Annotated in this window: 19 protein-coding genes; 7 read left to right on the forward strand and 12 right to left on the reverse strand. The window is 69.3% G+C overall.

Annotation, left to right across the window (positions count from 1 at the left end; genetic code table 11):
- The coding region (locus VGJ14_14120) for a GDSL-type esterase/lipase family protein (protein HEY2833560.1) at window positions 1-979 on the forward strand (979 nt) is incomplete at its 5' end.
- A gap of 3 nt (window positions 980-982) precedes the next feature.
- Here VGJ14_14120 and VGJ14_14125 read toward each other — a convergent pair.
- On the reverse strand, window positions 983-1,651 hold the full coding sequence (locus VGJ14_14125; protein ID HEY2833561.1) for a nitroreductase family protein: 669 nt from the start codon (window positions 1,649-1,651) through the stop codon (window positions 983-985).
- Between the two features lie 124 nt (window positions 1,652-1,775).
- On the opposite strand from VGJ14_14125, the gene VGJ14_14130 reads away from it, so the two are divergent.
- Window positions 1,776-2,111: an isoamylase early set domain-containing protein gene (locus VGJ14_14130; protein HEY2833562.1), complete on the forward strand. Its 336-nt coding sequence runs from the start codon at window positions 1,776-1,778 to the stop codon at window positions 2,109-2,111.
- Window positions 2,112-2,410: 299 nt separating this feature from the next.
- Here VGJ14_14130 and VGJ14_14135 read toward each other — a convergent pair whose 3' ends face one another.
- Genes VGJ14_14135 through VGJ14_14165 form a run of 7 tightly spaced genes read right to left on the reverse strand, consistent with a single transcriptional unit; the run spans window position 2,411 to window position 9,120 of the window.
- A complete protein-coding gene (locus VGJ14_14135; protein HEY2833563.1) occupies window positions 2,411-2,881 on the reverse strand; it encodes a (2Fe-2S)-binding protein in 471 nt (156 codons plus the stop codon).
- Window positions 2,878-3,699, reverse strand: coding sequence for an FAD binding domain-containing protein (locus VGJ14_14140; protein ID HEY2833564.1), 822 nt, complete (start codon window positions 3,697-3,699; stop codon window positions 2,878-2,880). The genes VGJ14_14135 and VGJ14_14140 overlap by 4 nt, the downstream gene beginning before the upstream one ends.
- The gene (locus VGJ14_14145) at window positions 3,696-6,005 is read right to left on the reverse strand and encodes a xanthine dehydrogenase family protein molybdopterin-binding subunit (GenBank protein HEY2833565.1); all 2,310 of its coding nucleotides are present in this window, start codon (window positions 6,003-6,005) and stop codon (window positions 3,696-3,698) included. The genes VGJ14_14140 and VGJ14_14145 overlap by 4 nt, the downstream gene beginning before the upstream one ends.
- Window positions 6,002-6,775: an SDR family oxidoreductase gene (locus VGJ14_14150; GenBank protein HEY2833566.1), complete on the reverse strand. Its 774-nt coding sequence runs from the start codon at window positions 6,773-6,775 to the stop codon at window positions 6,002-6,004. Before VGJ14_14150 ends, VGJ14_14145 begins: the two co-directional genes overlap by 4 nt.
- A gap of 9 nt (window positions 6,776-6,784) precedes the next feature.
- Complete coding sequence (locus VGJ14_14155) at window positions 6,785-7,588, reverse strand: MBL fold metallo-hydrolase (GenBank protein ID HEY2833567.1); 804 nt, start codon at window positions 7,586-7,588, stop codon at window positions 6,785-6,787.
- 9 nt (window positions 7,589-7,597) lie between these two features.
- A complete protein-coding gene (locus tag VGJ14_14160; GenBank protein ID HEY2833568.1) occupies window positions 7,598-8,521 on the reverse strand; it encodes an aldose 1-epimerase family protein in 924 nt (307 codons plus the stop codon).
- The gene (locus tag VGJ14_14165) at window positions 8,518-9,120 is read right to left on the reverse strand and encodes a TetR/AcrR family transcriptional regulator (GenBank protein HEY2833569.1); all 603 of its coding nucleotides are present in this window, start codon (window positions 9,118-9,120) and stop codon (window positions 8,518-8,520) included. Before VGJ14_14165 ends, VGJ14_14160 begins: the two co-directional genes overlap by 4 nt.
- A gap of 98 nt (window positions 9,121-9,218) precedes the next feature.
- Between VGJ14_14165 and VGJ14_14170 the strand changes: the two genes are divergently transcribed.
- Both VGJ14_14170 and VGJ14_14175 read left to right on the forward strand, forming a co-directional pair.
- A complete protein-coding gene (locus tag VGJ14_14170; protein HEY2833570.1) occupies window positions 9,219-10,148 on the forward strand; it encodes an SDR family NAD(P)-dependent oxidoreductase in 930 nt (309 codons plus the stop codon).
- Between the two features lie 18 nt (window positions 10,149-10,166).
- Complete coding sequence (locus VGJ14_14175; GenBank protein HEY2833571.1) at window positions 10,167-11,003, forward strand: LLM class F420-dependent oxidoreductase; 837 nt, start codon at window positions 10,167-10,169, stop codon at window positions 11,001-11,003.
- 13 nt (window positions 11,004-11,016) lie between these two features.
- Here the strand turns inward: VGJ14_14175 and VGJ14_14180 are convergent, their stop codons facing one another.
- Together VGJ14_14180 and VGJ14_14185 are read right to left on the reverse strand one after the other, a co-directional pair.
- Entirely contained in the window at window positions 11,017-11,718 is a 702-nt protein-coding gene (locus VGJ14_14180) for an alpha/beta hydrolase (GenBank protein ID HEY2833572.1), read from the reverse strand.
- Between the two features lie 17 nt (window positions 11,719-11,735).
- Window positions 11,736-12,350 (reverse strand): TetR/AcrR family transcriptional regulator, encoded by a 615-nt coding sequence (locus VGJ14_14185; protein HEY2833573.1) that lies wholly within the window; start codon window positions 12,348-12,350, stop codon window positions 11,736-11,738.
- 66 nt (window positions 12,351-12,416) lie between these two features.
- On the opposite strand from VGJ14_14185, the gene VGJ14_14190 reads away from it, so the two are divergent.
- The gene (locus VGJ14_14190; GenBank protein HEY2833574.1) at window positions 12,417-13,886 is read left to right on the forward strand and encodes an NAD(P)/FAD-dependent oxidoreductase; all 1,470 of its coding nucleotides are present in this window, start codon (window positions 12,417-12,419) and stop codon (window positions 13,884-13,886) included.
- Here the strand turns inward: VGJ14_14190 and VGJ14_14195 are convergent, their stop codons facing one another.
- Both VGJ14_14195 and VGJ14_14200 read right to left on the reverse strand, forming a co-directional pair.
- The gene (locus VGJ14_14195; protein ID HEY2833575.1) at window positions 13,887-14,381 is read right to left on the reverse strand and encodes a hypothetical protein; all 495 of its coding nucleotides are present in this window, start codon (window positions 14,379-14,381) and stop codon (window positions 13,887-13,889) included.
- A 157-nt stretch (window positions 14,382-14,538) separates the two neighbouring features.
- Window positions 14,539-16,218, reverse strand: coding sequence for an APC family permease (locus VGJ14_14200; GenBank protein HEY2833576.1), 1,680 nt, complete (start codon window positions 16,216-16,218; stop codon window positions 14,539-14,541).
- 482 nt (window positions 16,219-16,700) lie between these two features.
- Here VGJ14_14200 and VGJ14_14205 point away from each other — a divergent pair, with 482 nt between their 5' ends.
- Window positions 16,701-18,671 (forward strand): acetoacetate--CoA ligase, encoded by a 1,971-nt coding sequence (locus tag VGJ14_14205; protein HEY2833577.1) that lies wholly within the window; start codon window positions 16,701-16,703, stop codon window positions 18,669-18,671.
- Window positions 18,672-18,811: 140 nt separating this feature from the next.
- Window positions 18,812-19,009 (forward strand): Sec-independent protein translocase subunit TatA, encoded by a 198-nt coding sequence (locus VGJ14_14210; GenBank protein ID HEY2833578.1) that lies wholly within the window; start codon window positions 18,812-18,814, stop codon window positions 19,007-19,009.
- Window positions 19,010-19,030: the final 21 nt, after the last annotated feature.

The following is a 19,030-nucleotide window of genomic DNA, read 5'->3' on the forward strand; positions in this document are numbered from 1 at the left end:
CAATCTTTCGGACCCCAACCTGGCCGCCAATCTGTTCGACCTCACCACCGACAACCGACCACCCGCGGCGACCACGTCGGACTCCTCCACCGAGGTCGCCATGCTGGGCGACTCCACGGTGTCCGGTGAGGGCCTGCCCTCCAGCGGCCCGACCGGGTCCCCGGAACAGCTCTGCTCGCGCAGCCCACAGGCGGCCGCCGCGGCGCTGCAGGTCACCGGGCTGAAGGTGAGCAACCTCGCGTGCAGCGGCGCCACCATCAGTAACGGCATCATGGGTGCCCAGTTGCGCTACGGCCGCACCATCGCCCCACAGATGTCCGCGCTGGAGGCGATGACCAAGGTGAAGCTGGTGGTCGTCGGGGTCGGCGCCGACGACGTGGGCTGGTCGAACCTGGTGAAGATCTGCGTGGCGCTGCCGTCCTGCGACAACCAGGGCACCCAGGCCACCTTCGACCGCGGCCTGGACCAGTTCGCCCCGCAGTACTACCGCCTGCTGCAGAACCTGCAGGAAATTCTGGGCGGCCTGGACCATCGGGTGGCCGTGGTGGTCAACCAGTACTACGACCCATTCGGCCCGAACACGGACTGCCCCGCGTTGGATGCCAGCGGCAAGTCCCGGCTGAGCCCCTCCGAGCAGCATTTTCTTTCCGGCTTGCTGCGTCGGCTGAACACCACGCTGGCCCAGGGCGCCACCAGTGCCGGGTTCGCCGGCGCGGCGGTGGACTTCACCGGCCACCAGTTGTGCGACACGCAGTCCTACGTGCAGGGCTTCGCCGACCCGGCCGCGTTCCACCCGAACGCGATGGGGCAGCTGAGTATCGCGCTGGCCGACATGGCGGCGCTGCCCACCGACTGGCGCACGGTCGCGGCGGGCGCGCCGAGCAGCGCAGCGGGTGCGGCCAATCCGACGAAGTCCAAGTCGTCCACCCCGGCCACGACGGCGCCGGATACCACCGCGCTGGCCGAGGGCCGACGCTGAGGTTCAGTCCGCGCCCAATCTCGGTCCGTCCCAGCGCTCCAGCCGGGCGAAATCGGCGACGGGTCCGCGGCGCAGTTTGCTGACCGCGCGGGCGGGATGGCCCAGCGGGAGAATCGCGGCGATCGCCACGTGCGGCGGGATGCCCAGGATGGCTTGCAGTGCGGGTTCATTGCCGATCGGCATGGTGGTCAACACGCCGCCCAATCCCTCGGCCCTGGCGGCGAGCAGGATGCTCCACGCGAACGGATAGATCGAGGCGCCGCTGATCACGCCGACTCGAGGTAAGTCGGCGTCGGTGGACGCGACCACTGACAGGTCCAAACACAACATGAGCAGGACCGGTGCGCTGCGGTAGTGGGCCACCGTGCCCGCGGGTATGGGGGTCGCCGCGATCGTGGCGGCGTCCAACCGCGTCGGGTGGATGGTGTTGAGCGGGGCCTCGCCGGCGGCGCCCTGCGCGGCATAGCGGCGGACGATGGGATCGCAGGCGGCGACCAGCGCCTCGCGGGTGTCCGGGTCCCGTATCACCAGCACGTGCCAACCCTGGCGATTCCCGCCGTTCGGGGCGAACCGGGCAACCTCGAGGATGCGCAGGACCGTCTCGTTGTCAACGGGCTGTTCGGTGAATTCGCGGGTGGACGGGGTGGTGGTCAAGGCCTCGTGCAGCTCCATACCGAGCAAGCCTAGGCGTCCGACCGGACGGTCGGACTGACGGGTCGTCATGTTTATCACGTTGTCTGTTCACCCGGCATCGGCGTAGCGTGCCAGGAACGTAGCCGCAAAGAGGGGGGCCACGATGATCTCTTGCGACATCCATGCCGACGGACGACGTGTTCTCGTCACGTTTACCGTCGTCGATCCGAAACGCGTCGACGATGACGTTCACCTGGTCGGTGATTTCAACGACTGGGATCCAGCGGCCACGCCGATGCACAACAGCGACGGCACACACACCGCAACGGTGACCCTGCAGCCGGGGTGGCGTTATCGATTCCGCTACCTGAGCAACGCCGACGGTTGGTTCAACGACGACACCGGCGGGCACGAGTTCAACGAGTTCGGTCAGCAGAACTGCGTGCTGGACCTGGCGCTGGTCAACGTCGACGGCCTGCGCAGGCGACTGGTCGGGTAGCTGCGCGCAGTTATGGGCGGCGGCGGTGACACCTCACCGCCACCGCCCATTTAAGGCAACTGCGACTTACCAGTCCCAGTCGTCGTCCCAGTCATCGCAATCGTCGTCGTCCCAACGATCACGCCACCAGTAGTCCCGGCCGCCCCAGCCGGAATCCCAATCCCAGCGACGCCGCGAACGCCTGCGATACCAGCCATGGTGATGCCAACCCATTGTGGAGCCCCTTTCGCGTGCAAGCCCCCGGCGGCATCACGTTACTCTCAAATGATCTTGAACAATAGTGACAAATGTTTGTTTGATCATGGCCCCGGGGGGTAGCGCTGCGCCGCTGCTTCGACTGCGTCGACGATGGATTGGTAGCCGGTGCAGCGGCAGATGTTGCCGGACATGGCCTCGCGAATCGTCCGCCGATCCGGCGACGGGTTGTGTTCCAGCAGGTGCACGGCGGTGAGCAGCATCCCCGGCGTGCAGAAGCCGCATTGCAGGCCGTGGTGGTCGACGAAGGCCTCCTGCAACGGGTGTAGGGCCCCGTCGTGCTGCAGCCCCTCCACGGTAGTAATGGCACAACCCTCGGCCTGCACGGCGAACATCAGGCAGGCGCGGACGGGTTCGCCGTCGACCAGCACCGTGCAGGCCCCGCACACGCCGTGCTCGCAGCCGAGGTGAGTACCCGTCAGATCGCAGTTGTCCCGCAGCGCGTCCGCCAAGGTGCGGCGCGGCTCGACGTCGATGCGGACCGATTCGTCGTTGACGGTGAAGGTGACGTTCACGCTCGCCCCTGCCCGATCCCGGCCCCGGCCAGTGCCCGGCGCACCATCTCCGCGGCGATTGCCCGGCGGAAGGCTGCGCTGCCGTGCAGGTCGCCGGTCGGGTCGATCTCCTGCGCGGCGGCGTCGGCTGCGTCCCCGGCGGTGCCGCCGGCCGCGAGCACGGCTTCCGCCGCGGTGGCCCGCCGCGGTACCGGCCCGATGCCGCCGAGCACGATCCGGACAGCGTCGTCGAGCTCCGCGGTGACGGCGGTGACCAACGCGAAATCCCCATGCCGACGGGCGAATTCGGCGAATCCCCAGCGCGACGGCAGCGGGAAGCGGACCGCGGTGACCAGGTCCTCGTCGGCCAGGGTGGTCATCAGCGGGCCGACGAACAAGTCGTCGGCCGCGACAATGCGGGTGCCCCGCGGGCCGATCACCGTGGCGGTCGCCCCGGTGGCGAGGGCGACCACCGGGAGTTCGGCGGCGGGGTCGGCGTGCGCGATGCTGCCCGCGACCGTGCCGCGGGTGCGGATCGCGGTGTGTCCGATCCACCGGGCGGCCTCGGCCAGCAGCGGGTGTTCGGTTTGGTCGGTGAGGTCGCGGTGCCGCACCAACGCGCCGACCTCGACGGCGCCGTCGGTGCGTCTTACCGCGTCCAGGTCGGGGATGCGATTGATGTCGACCAACACCGTGGGCCGGGCCAGTCGCAGCGCCATCATCGGCACCAGGCTCTGCCCACCCGCCAGGATCTTGGCGTCCCCGGCGGCCTCGGCCAACACGCTGACGGTCTCCTCGACGCTTCCCGCGCGGACGTAGTCGAAGGCGGCGGGCTTCACGACTGCAGGTCCTGCCACACGGTGGCCGGGCTCACCGGCAGGGAGCTAATCGGCACGCCGAGCGCGTCGCGCACCGCCCCGGCGAGCACGGCGTACGGCCCGAGGGTGCCACCCTCACCGACCCCGCGGACGCCGAGTGGATTGGCCGCGGGCCGGGCGATGTGATCGATGACGAGGTCGGGGACCTCGGCGCTGGTCGGCATCAGGTAGTCGAGCAGGGTGCCGCCGGCCAGGTTGCCGGCGTCGTCGTAGACGAGATGTTCGTACAGCGCACCACCGAGCCCTTGCGCGATGGCACCGCAGATCTGACCCTCCACGATGCGCGGGTGCAGCACCCGCCCGGCATCTTCGACGCAGACGTAGTTGAGGATGCTCAGCGCGCCGGTGGCGGTGTCCACCTCGACCGCGGCCACTTGGGCGCCGGCCGCGAACGCGCCGCGGATGGGGTCGTAGAACCGGGTCGATTCCAGTCCCGGCTCGAAGCCCTCGGGTAGGCGGTTGGATTCCAGGTAGGCCACCCGCGCCACCTCGGCCAGCGAGATGCTCGGCTTCGGCTCACCGGCGACGTAGACCTGACCGGCTTCGATGCGCAGGTCCTCGACGTTGGCCTCGATAAGCTCCGCGGCGAGCGCGAGGACCTTGTCCCGCACCACGCCGGCGGCCAGATGCGCGGCCCCGCCGCCGATCACGGACTGCCGCGAGGAGAACGCACCGAAGCCCCACAGCGCCTCGTCGGTGTCGCCGAGCCGAACCTCGACGTCGTCGTAGCCGATGCCCAACGCGTCGGCCACGATCTGCGCCACGGTTGTCTCCAGCCCCTGGCCCTGCGAGCTGACCCCGGAGATCACGGTGGCCCGGCCGTCCGGGTTCATCCGCACGGTGCAGGCGTCGTGGCCGGTGCGGAACGGCATCCGCGGCCCGGCGCTGGCCGCCCGGCCGAGTCCGGTGAGCTCGTTGTACAGCGCCATGCCGATGCCCATCGGCGGTTCGCCCGCGGCCCGACGGCGCCGCTGCTCGGCGCGCAGTTCCTCGTACCCGACGGCGTCCAGCGCCATCTGCAGGCATTCCAGGTAATGGCCGGAGTCGTCGACCAGCCGGGACGGCATCGTGTACGGGATGTCGTCGGGCGCAATGGCATTGCGCCGGCGCAGCTCCGCCGGGTCAATGTCGAGTCGCGCGGCGGCCTCGTCGAACACCGCTTCCATCGCGAACACGGTGGCCGGCCGGGAGACGCCGCGGTACGGGCCGGCCGGCGCGGTGTTGGTGGCCACGCCGCGCACCGTGCAGCGGTAGTTGGCCAGCTTGTACGGCCCGGTGAGCAGGCCGCCGGCCATCAGCGGCTCGAGGCCCGCCGTCCACGGATAGACGGAGTACGCGCCGACGTTGCAGGTCACGTCGGCGTCCAGCGCCAGCAGGGTGCCGTCGGCGGCGAAGGCCGCCTGAAGCAAATACCGGTGGTCGCGGGCGTGCGCGGCGGCGAGCAGATGCTCGGAGCGGTCCTCCACCCACTTGAGCGGGATGCCCGGCAGGGCGCGCGCCATCAGGCACAGCGTGACGTCCTCGGGGTAGATCACCGACTTCACCCCGAACCCGCCGCCCACGTCGGGCGCGATCACCCGGACCTGACCTTCCCTCAGGCCGAGGAGTTCGGCGAGCATGTTGCGCATCACGTGCGGCACCTGGGTGGCGTTCCAGTAGGTCAGCCGGTCGATGGCGTCGTCCCACAACGCGACCCCGGCCCGGCATTCCAACGGCTGGGCGGAGTGCCGGTTGGTGATCAGTTCCCGCTTGAATACCAGGTGGCTGTCGGTCAGCGCGTTCTCCACGGAGCCGGCGGTGAAGGTGCGTTCCAGCAGCACGTTGTCCGGCGCCTGCGGGTGCACCGGCGCGGCCGGCGGGTTCCAGGCGCAGACGGTGACCGGCAGCGGGTCGTAGTCGACGTCGATCAGCTCCAGGCCGTCCTCGGCGAGGTAGCGGTCGGCGGCGACGACCACGGCGATCGGCTCGCCGGCGAAGCACACCTTGTCGTGGGCCAGCACGGGCTGGTCGGTTTCCACATAGGACGGCAGCCCGGACACGGCCCGCATGCTGACCGCGGCGAAATCGGCGCCGGTGAACACCCGGAAGCCGGCCGCGCGGGCGGCGCTTGCATCGACGTTGCGCAACCGGGCGTGGGCGTGTGCGCTGCGCAGGAAGGCAACGTGGCGCATCCGGGGCAAGGTCAGGTCGCCGACGAACCGACCGCGGCCGGTGACCAGGCGACGGTCCTCTTTCCGACGAACACTGGTGCCGAGAGTGTCCGTCATGGCATTGCGTATCCGCCGTTGATGGACATCACTTGTCCGGTGGTCCAGGACGACAGCGGTGAGGCGAGCAGCAGCACCATCGGGACGATGTCCGCCGGGCGGCCCACCCGACGCAGTGGGTACTGGGCCAGGATCTTCTGCATGGTCTCGTCGACGGCGTCCGTCGCGGTCCCCGCGTGCGCGTCGAAGTGATCGGTGCGTACCAGCGCCAGCGAGACCGCGTTGGCACGGATGCCGAACCGGGCCAGCTCCTTGGCCAATGACTTGGTCAGCCCGATGGTCGAGGAGCGAGCGGTCGCGGTGACCAACAACCCGGACTCGCCGACCCGACCGGAGTCGCCCATCAGGTTGACGATCGCGCCGGTCTTGCGTTCGGCCATCCGGGCAGCCACGGCGTGGGTGATCTGCAGGGTGCCGGTGACGATCACGTCGACCTGCGGGGCCCAGTCCTGCGGGCCGGACTCCAGGAAGCGCTGCCGCTTGGTGACCGCGGAGTTGTTGACCAGCACCCCGATGGGGCCGAGCGTGGCTTCGGTGCGCTCGACGATGTCGGCGGCCGCCGTCGCGTCGCGCAGGTCCCCGCCCACGGCGAGGGCCCGCACCCCGAGTTCCGCGGCCTCGGCGGCTGCCTTCTCCGCGCCGTCCGCCGAGGAGTGGTAGTGGAAGGCCACGTTGGCGCCCTCGGCCGCGAAGCCCAGACCGAGGGCGCGGCCCAGTCCCTGCCCGGCCCCGGTGACCAGGACGGTGGTACCGGCGAGTTGTAAATCCACGGGGCTCCTTCAGACGGCGCGGAAACTCCGGTTGCCCGCGGTGGTGATCACCCGGCCGAAGCGCAGCTCGGGGAAGTGGGCGCCGATGACCAGATCGGCGGTGTCGACGACCTCCTCGGCGATGGCATTGCGCATTGCCCGGGCGGCGACCGGGTCGACGTCGAAGACGGCTTCCCAGTCCCGCTCGGCGAACTCGACCACCGAGTGCACCACGTCGCCGAGCAGCATGGCGCGCTGCTCGCCGGCGGCCACGATGTAGATGGTGGAGCCGGGTGTGTGGCCGGGGGTGTGCCGGGCGCTGAGTCCCGGCGCGATGACCACATCGGTGTCGAAGGTTTCCAGGCGCAATTCGATCGGGGAGAGTTTGCGGACGGCGCCGGGTAGCGCGTCGGGCGCGGAGATGAAGTGCGCCCAGTCGGCGGCGTGCACCCGGTAGGTGGCGTTCGGGAACACCACCTCGCCCTTGCTGGTCGCCCAGCCCACGTGGTCGAAGTGCAGGTGGGTGAAGACAACGTCGGTGACGTCCTCGGGGGCGACGCCGAGGTCGCGCAGTGAGTCGAGGAACCCACCGCCGCAGTACTGCCCGTTGTTGATCGTGCCCACGCCGGCGTCCACCAGCACGATGCGCTCGCCGGTGCGGACCAGAAAGCCGCCCAGCGGAAGGTGCAGCATGCCGTCGGCATCCAGCTGATCACCGTGGCAGGCCCAGGCGTCGGGCACGCCGGGCCGGGTCAGCACCTCGGTCCCCTTCTCGTATCCCGTCCCGTCCCGGACGGGCTGGATCTCGATGGAACCGATCCTCAGTGCAGACACGTGCCCAGGTTAGCCGGCGCCGACCAGCCGCACGCCCCACACCTGGGTGGTGGTCTCGCCGGGCTGCAGGGTGATCACACCCTCGCCGGTGGCCAGCGCGTTCGGCGGGGCCGTCATCGGTTCGCAGCCGAGTCCGCGGCGGGCGCGGTGCGGGGCAAGGGTGTCGCCGGTGAAGATCTCCAGAATCGAATAACTGTCGTCCACCCAGAGTTCGACCGTGCGCTCATCAGTGCCGGTCAGCCGCGCGACCGCGCGTCCGTGGGCGTCCCGGGCGAGGTCGGTGAAGGGGTAGTCGAGCGTGCGGTCGCCGATCCGCTGCGCGGTGCGGAAATCCCAATCGCTGCCCGCCACCGGCGCGACGCCGGTGGGGAGTTGCCGCGGGTTGTCGGTGTCGATCCAACTCGCGGCGTTCAGGTGCAGGGTGGCCTCGTCCACCAGTCCGGCGCCGGGCGAGAGATAGGGGTGTTGCCCGCAGGCATAGGGGCAGGCGCGGTCACCGAGATTGGTCGCCGTCGTGGTCACGGTCAGGCCGTCCGCGTCGAGGCGGTAGTCGACGGACACGTCGAGCGGAAAGGGGTATCCGGGCATCGGATGGATCCGCGCGCCCAATCGCACCCGGTCCGCCGCTCGCTGCAGGCAACGCCAGGGCGCCCAGCGCAGCAGGCCGTGGATCGCGTTGTGCTTGTCGACCTCGGTGATCGGCAGCTGATACAACGTCCCGTCAAAGGTGTAGGCGCCGTCCGCCAACCGATTCGGCCACGGGATCAGCGGCGTGCCGTGCGCGCCGTCGCACATGTCCTGCTCGGCGTAGGGCTCCAGCACATCCCGATCGCCACAGGCGTAGCCGCGGATGCCGCCGCCGACCTCGACGAGCACCGCTCGCTGCTCGCCGCGGCTGATCTCGAACTGCTCCCCGGATGGTGCGAGCCTCATCGTCGGACGGTACCCCGCCCCGGTTTCCTTATGCCGTAACGCAATCCGTCCATCACCAGGTCCAGCACGCGGCGCGCCTGCTCGCGTCCGGCGGCGTCCCCGGCCGCCATCGACACCCCGCCGAGGGTGGCCAGCAGGTCGGCCGGGGCGACGTCGGCCCGCACGGTGCCCGCGGCGATCGCGGCGTCCAGCAGCTTGCCCAACGCACCCAGCATCCGGTCCCGGGATTGCGCGAACGGGTTACCGCCCGCGGCGATCAACGCGCGCAACGCATCGGACATGCCGCGCTTGGTCACCGCGTAGTCGACGAAGCATTCCATCCATTCGCGGACTGCTTCTTCCGGCGGCAGGGTGGCCAGCAATTCCTCCGCGCTGTCGCACAACCGCTCGAGTTCGTTGCGGTAGGCGGCCTCGACCAACGCGTCGCGGGTCGGGAAGTGCCGGTACAGCGTGCCGATGCCCACCCCGGCCGCAGCGGCGATGGCTTCCAGCGTCACGTCCGGGCCCTCGGCGGAGAACGCCTGCACGGCGGCGGCCAGCAACGCGTCGCGGTTGCGCTGGGCGTCCGCCCGCAGCGGCCGGGCCTCGTTAACCGACACTTCACCCCTCGGACTTGCAAACGGAGGAGCCTCCGTTTAGTCTTCTACCAACCGGAGGAACCTCCGGTTATCGCAAAGATAGCACTGAGGGGGACGACATGTCCGAGCGTAAGTTCGGTTTCGGCTACGGGTCGACGGCCGAAGAAGTCATCGCCGGGGTCGATCTGACTGGGCGTCAGGCGGTGGTCACCGGGGGCGCGTCCGGCATCGGGCTGGAGACCGCACGGGTGCTCGCCGCCGCCGGGGCCGAGGTCACCATCCCGGCGCGCGATCTGGCCGCCGGTGAGCGTGCCGCCGAGACCATCCTGGCGAGCACCGGCGCCAAGGTGCGCGTCGTGCACCTGGACCTGGTCGACCAGGCCTCGGTCCGCCGGTTCGTCGCCGACTGGACCGGCCCGCTGCACATCCTGGTGGACAACGCCGGTGTGATGGCCAGCCCGTTGACCCGCACGAACGAGGGTTGGGAGCTGCAGTTCGCCACCAACCATCTCGGCCATTTCACGCTGACCACCGGCCTGCACGACGCGCTGGCCGAGGCCGGCGGCGCCCGGGTGGTCGTGGTCAGCTCGCGTGGTCACCTGCGCAGCGACGTCGACTTCGACGATCTGCACTTCGTTGACCGCGAGTACGACCCGTTCCGGGCATACGGCCAGTCCAAGACCGCGAACGTGCTGTTCGCGGTGGAGGCAGACCGGCGCTGGGCCCGCGACGGCATCCGGGTCAACGCCCTCATGCCCGGCGCGATCCGCACCAATTTGCTGCGCCACGTCAACGAGGAAGCGTTGCAACAGGCCCGGGCCGCAATGAACGCGCCGGAATGGGTATTCAAAACGGTCGAGCAGGGTGCGGCAACACAGGTGCTACTGGCGGCCTCCCCGCTGGTGGAGGGGATCGGCGGGGAGTATTTCGAGGACTGCGCGATCGCGGAACGCAACGAGCCCGGCACCGCCACCGGTGTCGCGGACTACGCCAAGGACCCCGCGTCCGCCGCCCGGCTGTGGGACGTCAGCGTCGCCCTGACGCGATAACGAGGAGAGGAACAGCACGTGCGATTTGCCTTCAAGACCTCACCGCAGAACACCACCTGGGCGGACCTGCTGGCCGTTTGGCAGGCCGCCGACGAGATGGAGATCTTCGAGTCCGGCTGGGTGTTCGACCACTTCTACCCGATCTTCTCCGACTCGACCGGGCCCTGCCTGGAGGGCTGGTCGACGCTGACCGCGCTGGCCCAGGCGACCAAGCGGCTGCGGCTGGGCAACCTGGTGAGCGGGATTCACTACCGGCACCCCGCGGTGCTGGCGAACATGGTGTCGACCATCGACATCATCGCCAACGGGCGCCTGGAACTCGGCATCGGCGCGGGCTGGAACGAGGAGGAGTCCGGCGCTTACGGCATCGAGCTGGGCCCCCCGCGTGAGCGCAGTGACCGGTTCGAGGAGGCGTGCGAGGTGCTGGTCGGCCTGCTCACGCAGGAGACCACCACATTCAACGGGACGTACTACCAACTCAAGGATGCGCGCAACGAGCCCAAGGGCCCGCAGCGGCCGCACCCGCCGATCTGCATCGGCGGTAGCGGGGAGAAGCGGACCCTGCGCACAGTGGCGAAGTACGCGCAGCACTGGAATTTCGCGGCGGGGACACCGGCGGAGTTCGCCCACAAGCGCGATGTGCTCTGGGCGCACTGCGACGACCTCGGCCGGGACCGCAACGAGATCCTGCTGTCCAGCCACATTCGGCTGGAGGACGACGGCTTCGGCAAGGCGGTCGAGGACATCGCCGCGCTGGCCGAGGTCGGCCTGCAACTGGCGATCGTCTACCTGCCGCCGCCGCATACCCCGACGGTGCTGGAGCCGCTGGCGAAGGCACTGTCCACGCTCAACTGATGCCGGCGGGCGGTCAGGGCGCTGCTGCGGCCCGCAGCTCGACCAGATCCGCGATCTGTTCCGGGCACGCCGCGGCCGGGCTGTGGCCGACCGGCCACTCCACGGTCGTGGTGGCCCGGTCGGCCATGGCCCGCTGCAGTTTCGCCACCAGCGCCCGGTCCTCGGCACACACCACGTAGGTGGACGGGACCGTCCGCCAGCTGGTGACGCCGGGAGTCTCCCGGAACAGGGCGAGCGCCGAGGGGCGCAGCCGGGCGATGGCGGCGTCGGCGAGCTCGTCCGGAACGCCGTTGTAGAGCACGTCCCGCGCGATCACCGGGTCCAGCATGGAAATCCCGCGCTCCTTGTCCCGCTGGATGGCGGGTCCCAGTGCCGGCGGTCCCAGCTCCAGGTCCGGAAACACGTTCGCCATCGATTCGCCCTCATCCACCTGATATGCCGTCAGATAGACGAGGTGCCGCAGTCCGCGCCGCGGCTGCACTGCGGTGATCACCACCCCGCCGTAGGAGTGCCCGATCAGCACGACGTCGCCGGGGATGGTGTCGAGCACCGCATCCAGCGCGGCCACGTCGTCCTTCAGCGACGTCAGCGGCAACTCAACGGCGTGGCTGGGCACGCCGCGCGCCGCGAGCGCTGCTCGGGTCTCGTCCCAGGCCCAGGCCCCGTGCCACAAGCCGTGCACGAAGATCGGAACAGCGAGCGTCTCGGTTGCCACGCGCGGATCGTAACGACTCAGCGCGCGGCGTTCGCGCCGTAGAGGGTCGAGATCCAGATGTGGTGCAGCACGTCCACGACCACGGTCGGGTCGGCCTGCGGCGTGCAGGCGAAGGATTCGAGCAGATACCGCTCGTTCATCAGGATCAACGCGCGGGCGGTTTCCGCCACGTTCGCCAGGGTGCCGATCCGGCCGCGGCCCTGCTCCGTGCGGATGTGCGCCGCGGTGGCATCGATGAACTGCTGCACCAGGTGCCGGTAGGCATGTTCCACTCGCGCGTCGGCGCCCGCGGCATCGGCCAGGGCACGCATCACCGGGCCCAGCCGCAGGTAGACCGAGGCGAGCCCGTGCAACGCCGCGCGGGAGTCGGTTTGCGGGTCGTCGCCCTGCAGCCAGCGGTCGGTCATCTCGAACAGTTCGGCGCCGATCTGCTCGACGACACGCAGCGCGAGTTCGTGGCGGTCGCGGAAGTGCACGTAGAAGGCGGGCCGCTTGAGCCCGGTTCGGCTCATCACGTCCTCGACGGTGATGTCGCGGAACGGACGCTCCCGCAGCAGTTGTTCGGCCGCCGCGAGGATCTCCTGCTCGGACACCTTCGGGTCGTGCTTCGGGCGGCGGGCGGTGGTGGGCATGGATGCAGCGTATCTTATTGACGTGATGTCATTGACATAGTGTCAGTAAGCTTTTAGCCTTCTCTCATGACCGACTTCGACGTGCTGATCGTGGGTGCAGGCATCTCCGGCATCGGCGCCGCGCATCATCTGACGACCCGACGGCCGGGCACCTCCTTCGCGGTCCTGGAGGGTCGCGAGGAGATCGGCGGGACGTGGAGCCTGTTCCGCTATCCCGGCATCCGCTCGGACTCGGACATGCCCACGTTCGGGTTCGGTTTCAAGCCGTGGACCGACCGCTCCGCGATTTCGCCGGGCGGCAAGATCCTCGATTACCTGCGCGAGACCGTCGCGGAGAGCGGCATTGAGGCGCACATCCGGTTCGGCCACCGGGTGCTCGGCGCGGAGTTCTCCTCCGCCGAGGGCACCTGGACCGTCACCGTGCAGCGCGCGGGCAGCGACGGGCCGGAGCGACTCACCGCACGGTTCCTGTTGCTGGGCACCGGTTACTACGACTACGCCGCGGGCTTCACCCCGGAGTTCCCCGGCATCGCCGACTTCCGTGGCCAGGTGGTGCACCCGCAACACTGGCCGGTGGACCTCGACTACTCGGGTAAGCGCGTGGTGGTCATCGGCAGTGGCGCGACGGCGGTCACCCTGATCCCGTCGATGGCCGACAGCGCGGAGCACGTGACGATGCTGCAGCGCTCCCCCGGCTATCTGATCTCCCTGCCGGCGCAGGACCCCGTCGCCACCGTGCTCAACCGCGTGCTCGGGTACGACCGCGCGCACCGGATCATCCGGCGCAAGAACGTCGCCGTCGGCCGCGGGCTGTTCAAGGCCTGCCGTCGCTTCCCCGGGCTCTTGCGGCGCCTGCTCATCGCCGACGTGCGTCGGCGGCTGCCGAAGGGCTTCGACGTCGCGACCCACTTCACCCCGCGGTACAACCCGTGGCAGGAACGACTCTGCGTGGTGCCGAACGGAGATTTGTTCAAGGCGCTGTCGGCCGGCCGTGCGTCGGTGGTCACCGATCGGATCGCCCGGTTCACCGACAGCGGGATTGAGTTGGAATCCGGTCGGCACCTCGACGCCGACCTGGTGGTCACCGCGACCGGCTTGACGTTGCAGCCGTTCGGCGGCATCGAGCTGCACGTCGACGGCCGGCGGGTGAATCTGCCGGACACCACGGTGTACAAGGCCACGATGCTCTCCGGCGTGCCCAACTTCGCCTTCGTCTTCGGCTACACCAATCTGTCCTGGACGCTGAAGGCCGACCTGGCGAGCGAACACTTCTGCCGGCTGCTCGACCACATGGACCGGCACGGTTACCACGTTGTCGAGCCGGTACTCGACGACCCGACCATGGACCGGCTGCCGTTCCTGGACCTCCAGGCGGGTTACGTGCAGCGCGGCGTCGCCCAGTTCCCGCGTAGCGGCAGCCGTGGTCCGTGGACGATCGACATGGCCTACGAGACCGACGTGCGGCGGTTGCGCGAGGATCCGATCGAGGACGACGCCCTGCGGTTCCGGCCCGCGGATTCCTACGCCTTGGTGTAGTCAGTGTTCCTCGCGGTTCGGCACAGCCGGATTCCACCGGTCCCAGGCCACCCGCCAGGACTCCCGGCGCATTCGTTCCGCCAGCCGGCCCAGCGCCTCACGGCAGATCAGGCAGAAGGCCAGCAGCAGCACCGCGATGCCGAGCCAGGCCCCCGCCACCTGGCAGGCGACGTCGATCGCGGGGTCCGGCCTGCTGCGCACGACTCCGTCGGTGGCCAGGCGCGCGGGCACCTTGGTGCCGACCGGCACCTCGCCCCGCACGGACACCTGACCCTGGTGGGCGCCGCCGGCGTTGTCCGTCCAGGTGGCCTCCGCGACCCAGTTCGCCACCTGTGTCTGATCATCCGGGTCGAGCCGGGCGCGGCTGCTGGTGACCGCGGTGATGCGTTGGTCCCCTCGACCGGAGGCACGCTCCACCGCACGCGCCGCGAGGTATCCGCCGACCAGGCCGGCGAGGCATGCGGTGACCACGATCAGCGCCGCAACGCGCTCCACCCACAATGCCCGACGACGCCAGGGCTGGTGACCGACCAGTCGATCGAGCGCGCGGCGCTCCGTCCGGAATCTGCTACCGGAACTCGACCACGATCTTGACGGCACGGATGCGTGCTTCCCCGTCAGCGCCGGCCAAACCGTTCTTCAAATCTGATTGTCAATCAGTATTCATCGACGCGAGCGCGGTGGCCTCCGTCTCCACCTCGGCGCGCATCCGGTCGTAGTTGGCGTGAACCTCCGCGGTCGGCAACGCCGAGCGCACCGCCCAGTAGAAGATCGCCAGGCTGAACGCCACCACCACGACCATGTCCAGGTAGAACGGCAGCACGCCGCGACCTTGGACGTAGTCCGGGCCGATCGCGGCCAGGCCGATGACGCCCAGCACCCACACCGGGATCCACGCGACCGCCCGTGGGCGCAGGGCTTCCCGCAACCCGGCGGGTTGCCGAGTGCGGCCGAGCCCGAGCAGCACCAGGCCGAACAGCATCGCGACGCCGACCCGCCAGTCGATGACGAAGCCGCTCCAGTAGACGATCAGCGTCGCCAGCGCGAACGCGGCCGGGGTCCACAGCCGCGCGCAGGGCAGGCGGTAGCTGCGGGTGACGTCCGGCATGGTGCGGCGCAGGGTGAGCACGGCGACGGGCGCGAGGGCGTACATGAAGAACGTCGCCGAGGTCGTGTAGTTGACCAGCTTCGCCCAGGAACCGAATGGCAGGAACATCAAGCAGCCGGCGATCGCGGCCAGCGTCACGCCGACCCACGGCACGTGACGACGGTTGAGCCGCGTCAACGTAGCCGGGGCGCCGGTGCGGCCCAGCGCGAACGACAGCCGCGAGGTGGTGCCGATGTAGATCAGCGCAGTGCCTCCGGGAGAGACGATCGCGTCCAGTTGCAGCACGGTGGCCAGCCAGGTCAGCCCGAGCACCGTGGACAGGTCGTAGAACGGGCCGAAGTCATTGGAGCCCAGACTCGCCCAGCCGGTGGACATGATCTTGTGCGGGTCGGTGGCGGCGATGAAGCACACCTGCAGCGCGATGTAGAGCAGTGATCCGCCGACGATCGCGGTGATGACCGCGCGGGGCAGGTCCCGGCCGGGGCGGCGGGCCTCGCCGCCGAGTTGCACGGCCTGCTCGAAGCCCTGGTAGGAGAACATCACCCCACCGGACAGCGCCAGCAGGACGCCCTTGAGCCCGAACGGGGCGAACCCGCCACCACCCTGCACGCCGTGCAGATCGAAATTGGCGGTATGGAAGGCCCGGGTCATGATCGCCACGATCGCCAGCACCGGGACCGCGATCTTCCACAGCACGATCAGGTTGTTGCCCTCGGCGAGGCGGCGCACCCCGACCAGATTGATCAGCGTGAACAGCAACACGAACGCGACGGCCACCACCGTGCCGCGGCCGGTGAGCACGTCCTCCCCGTCGACCTCGTGCACCAGCCCCGGCCACCAGTTCGCACTGAGGTAGTTCAACGACGCAACGGTCTCCACCGGGGCCAGCGCGACCGCCTGCAACCAGGACACCCAGCCGGCGAAGAACCCGCCGAGCAGGCCGAAGGTGAGGTAGGTGTAGCGCGCGGTGCCGCCGGACAGCGGATACGCCGCACCGAGTTCGGCGTAGGTCAGCGCGAGCATGAGGCAGATGCCGGCAGCCAGCACCCAACTCAGCAGCACTGCGGGGCCGGCCAACGCGGCGGCCTTCTGCGCCCCGAACAGCCAGCCGGAGCCGATCACCGAGCCGACGGACACGAAGGTCAGGCCGGCCAACCCGACGTCCCGGCGTAGACCCTCGGGCGTTCGCTGCGGCATCGGCCGATCCGCGGTCGCGACGACCATCCACGCCTCCGTAGCCCGAGCCTCTCCCTTCGTGCTTGCCCAATTCGAAGTTTGCTAAGCCTGCCCTAATTGCGGCCGGCAAATGATCATCATCTGTTTGCTCGGCCATGTTCCGGTCCACCGTTTCACCGCATAAGAATCGAACGTCATGCTCCGGCACATTCCTCGTGGAGGATTCCCGTGAACCGAATGGCTCGCGCCCTGACTGCAATCGGTCTCGGATTAACGTTCACCGCAATGGGAACCGGCGTCGGTCACGCCGCCGTCGCCCCCTCATCCGGGTCGCACCCGATTTCGCAATGCAACGCCGACCCGGGATTCGATCCCTCGCTCGACCCCGTCCAATGCCACTACACCCACAAGGTTGCGACCCCGACGCACAAGCTGCCGGACGCAAAAGACGCGCAGGGACCCCACCAGGACTGACCACTGCGCCATCGGCCCGGGAGCAATCTCTTGCTCCCGGGCCCTATGTTGCCCGCATGACCGACAGGATCTGGACTCCTTCGCCGGCCCGTATCGAGAACTCCGCGCTGCGGGAGTACCTGACCTGGTTGGAGAAGCGCGAGGGCCGGACCTTCGACGACCACGACATCTTTCACGCGTGGTCGATCGAGGACGTGGATCGGTTTTGGGTTTCCCTCGTCGAGTACTACGACGTGCACTTCTCGGCGCCGTGGACCCGGGTGCGCACCACCGATCCGATGCCGCACACCCGCTGGTTCCCCGGCGGCCGGCTGAACTGGGCGGAGCAGTCGCTGCGGGCCGGGGCCGATGACGAGGTCGCCCTGCTGTGCCTGCGCGAGGGCGGGCACCCTGCGCGAGAGATCAGCCGCGGGGAACTGCGCCGGTCGGTGGCGGCGTTGGCCGGCTGGCTGCGCCGGGCCGGGGTGGCGCCCGGTGACCGGGTGGCCGCATACCTGCCGAACACCGAACACGCGGTGGTCGGAGTGCTGGCCGCGGCCGCGGTCGGTGCGGTGTGGGCGTGCTGCTCGCCGGACTTCGGTGCCGAGGGCACCATCGGCCGGCTGGCCCAGCTCGAGCCCACCGTGCTCATCGCGGCGGACGGCTACCACTGGAACGGCAAGGACATCGATCGCAGCGACGTGGTGGCACAACTGCGCGGCAATCTGCCGACGGTGCGTCAGTTCGTCCATGTGCCTTACCCATTCGACCGTCCGCACCCGAAAAATGCGGTGTCCTGGGACGAGCTGATGACCGGCGACGAACCGCTGACGTTCGAGCAGGTCGAGTTCTCCCACCCGCTGTGGGTGCTGTTCACCTCGGGCACCACCGGGCTGCCCAAGGGGCTGGCGCACTCGCAGGGCGGGATCACGCTGGAGGGCCTCAAGTGGGCCGGGCTGTACGGCGGTCTGCGCCCCGGCGAGCGGATCTTCACCTTCACCTCCACCGGCTGGGCGCTGTGGAACATGCAGATGTTCGCGATGTCCCGCGGCGCGACCATGGTGCTCTACGAGGGCAGCCCCGGCTTCCCGGCCGGCTCGATCTGGGAGGTCGCGGCGCGCACCAAGGCCGACATCATGGTCATCGGGGCCGCGGTGATCATGGCCGGCGCCAATCCCGGGGTCTCCCCGCAGGAGCAATGGGATCTGAGCCGGCTGCGCCACATTTTCGTCAGCGGCTCGGCGCTGCCCCCGGCCGGCTACCACTGGGTGATGGAGAATGTCAGCCCGGACATCCGGATCGACTCCACCAGCGGCGGCACCGACATCTCCGGCGCGTTCGTCGGCAGCAACGAGTACGCGCCCGTCCAGACGGGCCGCATCGGCGGGAAGCTTGCGGGCGTCGACTGCGCGGCCTGGGACGACGGCGGCAAGCCGGTCGTCGACACCGTCGGGGAACTCGTGGTCACCCAGCCCATGCCCTCGATGCCGGTCTATCTGTGGAACGACCCGGACAACGTCCGCTACACCGAGGCGTATTTCGACACCTGGCCCGGCGTATGGCGCCACGGTGACTGGACCACCATGCACTCCGACGGCAGCATCTCCATCCACGGTCGCTCGGACTCGACGCTGAACCGCCACGGCGTGCGATTGGGCAGCAGCGACTTCTACGACGTGCTGGAGACCATGCCGGAGATCACCGAGGCGCTGGTCATCGGCATCGACCTGCCCGGCGACGGGTACTGGCTGGGCCTGTTCGTGGTTCCCGCCGACGGGGTGACGGTGGACGACGAGCTGAAGCAGAAGATCGTCACCACGCTGCGTGCTCGTCTGACGGCCCGTCATGTCCCCGACGAGATCCTCGCGGCCCCCGCTGTGCCGCACACCCTGTCCGGCAAGAAACTCGAGGTGCCGATCAAGAAACTGCTGACCGGCAAACCGTTGGAGAAGGCCGCCAACATCGCCGCCGTCGACGAGCCCGACGCGCTGCGCTGGTACGCCGCCTTCGCCGCCGAGCGGCTGAGGTCCGAACCACCTGGTCCGTGATCCCGGCATGGACGCGGCGTTACCGCCGGATGCCTGGTGACCTGGGGAAATACCGACCGACTCGCATTCCCGCCCATCTCGGTTACTCTGGTGAGAAACCGGCCGATCCCGGCGTCCCGACCGCCCCGAGGGAGACCACGATGATCCGCGGCGCACTTGAGCCCTGGCACATTCTGATCCTTGCCCTGATCTTCATCATGCTGTTCGGCGCGAAGCGCCTGCCCGACTCGGCCAAGGCGCTCGGCGAGTCGATGAACATCTTCAAGAAGTCGATCCACGAGAACGACGAGCAGAAGACGGTCGAGCAGAAGAAGCCCGACAGCACCCCCGCCACCTGATCGCAGACGCACCCGCAACAC

The organism is Sporichthyaceae bacterium (assembly GCA_036493475.1).
Classification (GTDB): domain Bacteria; phylum Actinomycetota; class Actinomycetes; order Sporichthyales; family Sporichthyaceae; genus DASQPJ01.

Bases quoted from the DNA above. Each gene is read 5' to 3' on its own strand.
- VGJ14_14125 (HEY2833561.1), bottom strand. From the start codon at position 1,651: ATGGAGCTGCACGAGGCCTTGACCACCACCCCGTCCACCCGCGAATTC.
- VGJ14_14130 (HEY2833562.1), top strand. From the start codon at position 1,776: ATGATCTCTTGCGACATCCATGCCGACGGACGACGTGTTCTCGTCACG.
- VGJ14_14145 (HEY2833565.1), bottom strand. From the start codon at position 6,005: ATGACGGACACTCTCGGCACCAGTGTTCGTCGGAAAGAGGACCGTCGC.
- VGJ14_14160 (HEY2833568.1), bottom strand. From the start codon at position 8,521: ATGAGGCTCGCACCATCCGGGGAGCAGTTCGAGATCAGCCGCGGCGAG.
- VGJ14_14170 (HEY2833570.1), top strand. From the start codon at position 9,219: ATGTCCGAGCGTAAGTTCGGTTTCGGCTACGGGTCGACGGCCGAAGAA.
- VGJ14_14185 (HEY2833573.1), bottom strand. From the start codon at position 12,350: ATGCCCACCACCGCCCGCCGCCCGAAGCACGACCCGAAGGTGTCCGAG.
- VGJ14_14190 (HEY2833574.1), top strand. From the start codon at position 12,417: ATGACCGACTTCGACGTGCTGATCGTGGGTGCAGGCATCTCCGGCATC.
- VGJ14_14200 (HEY2833576.1), bottom strand. From the start codon at position 16,218: ATGGTCGTCGCGACCGCGGATCGGCCGATGCCGCAGCGAACGCCCGAG.
- VGJ14_14205 (HEY2833577.1), top strand. From the start codon at position 16,701: ATGACCGACAGGATCTGGACTCCTTCGCCGGCCCGTATCGAGAACTCC.
- VGJ14_14210 (HEY2833578.1), top strand. From the start codon at position 18,812: ATGATCCGCGGCGCACTTGAGCCCTGGCACATTCTGATCCTTGCCCTG.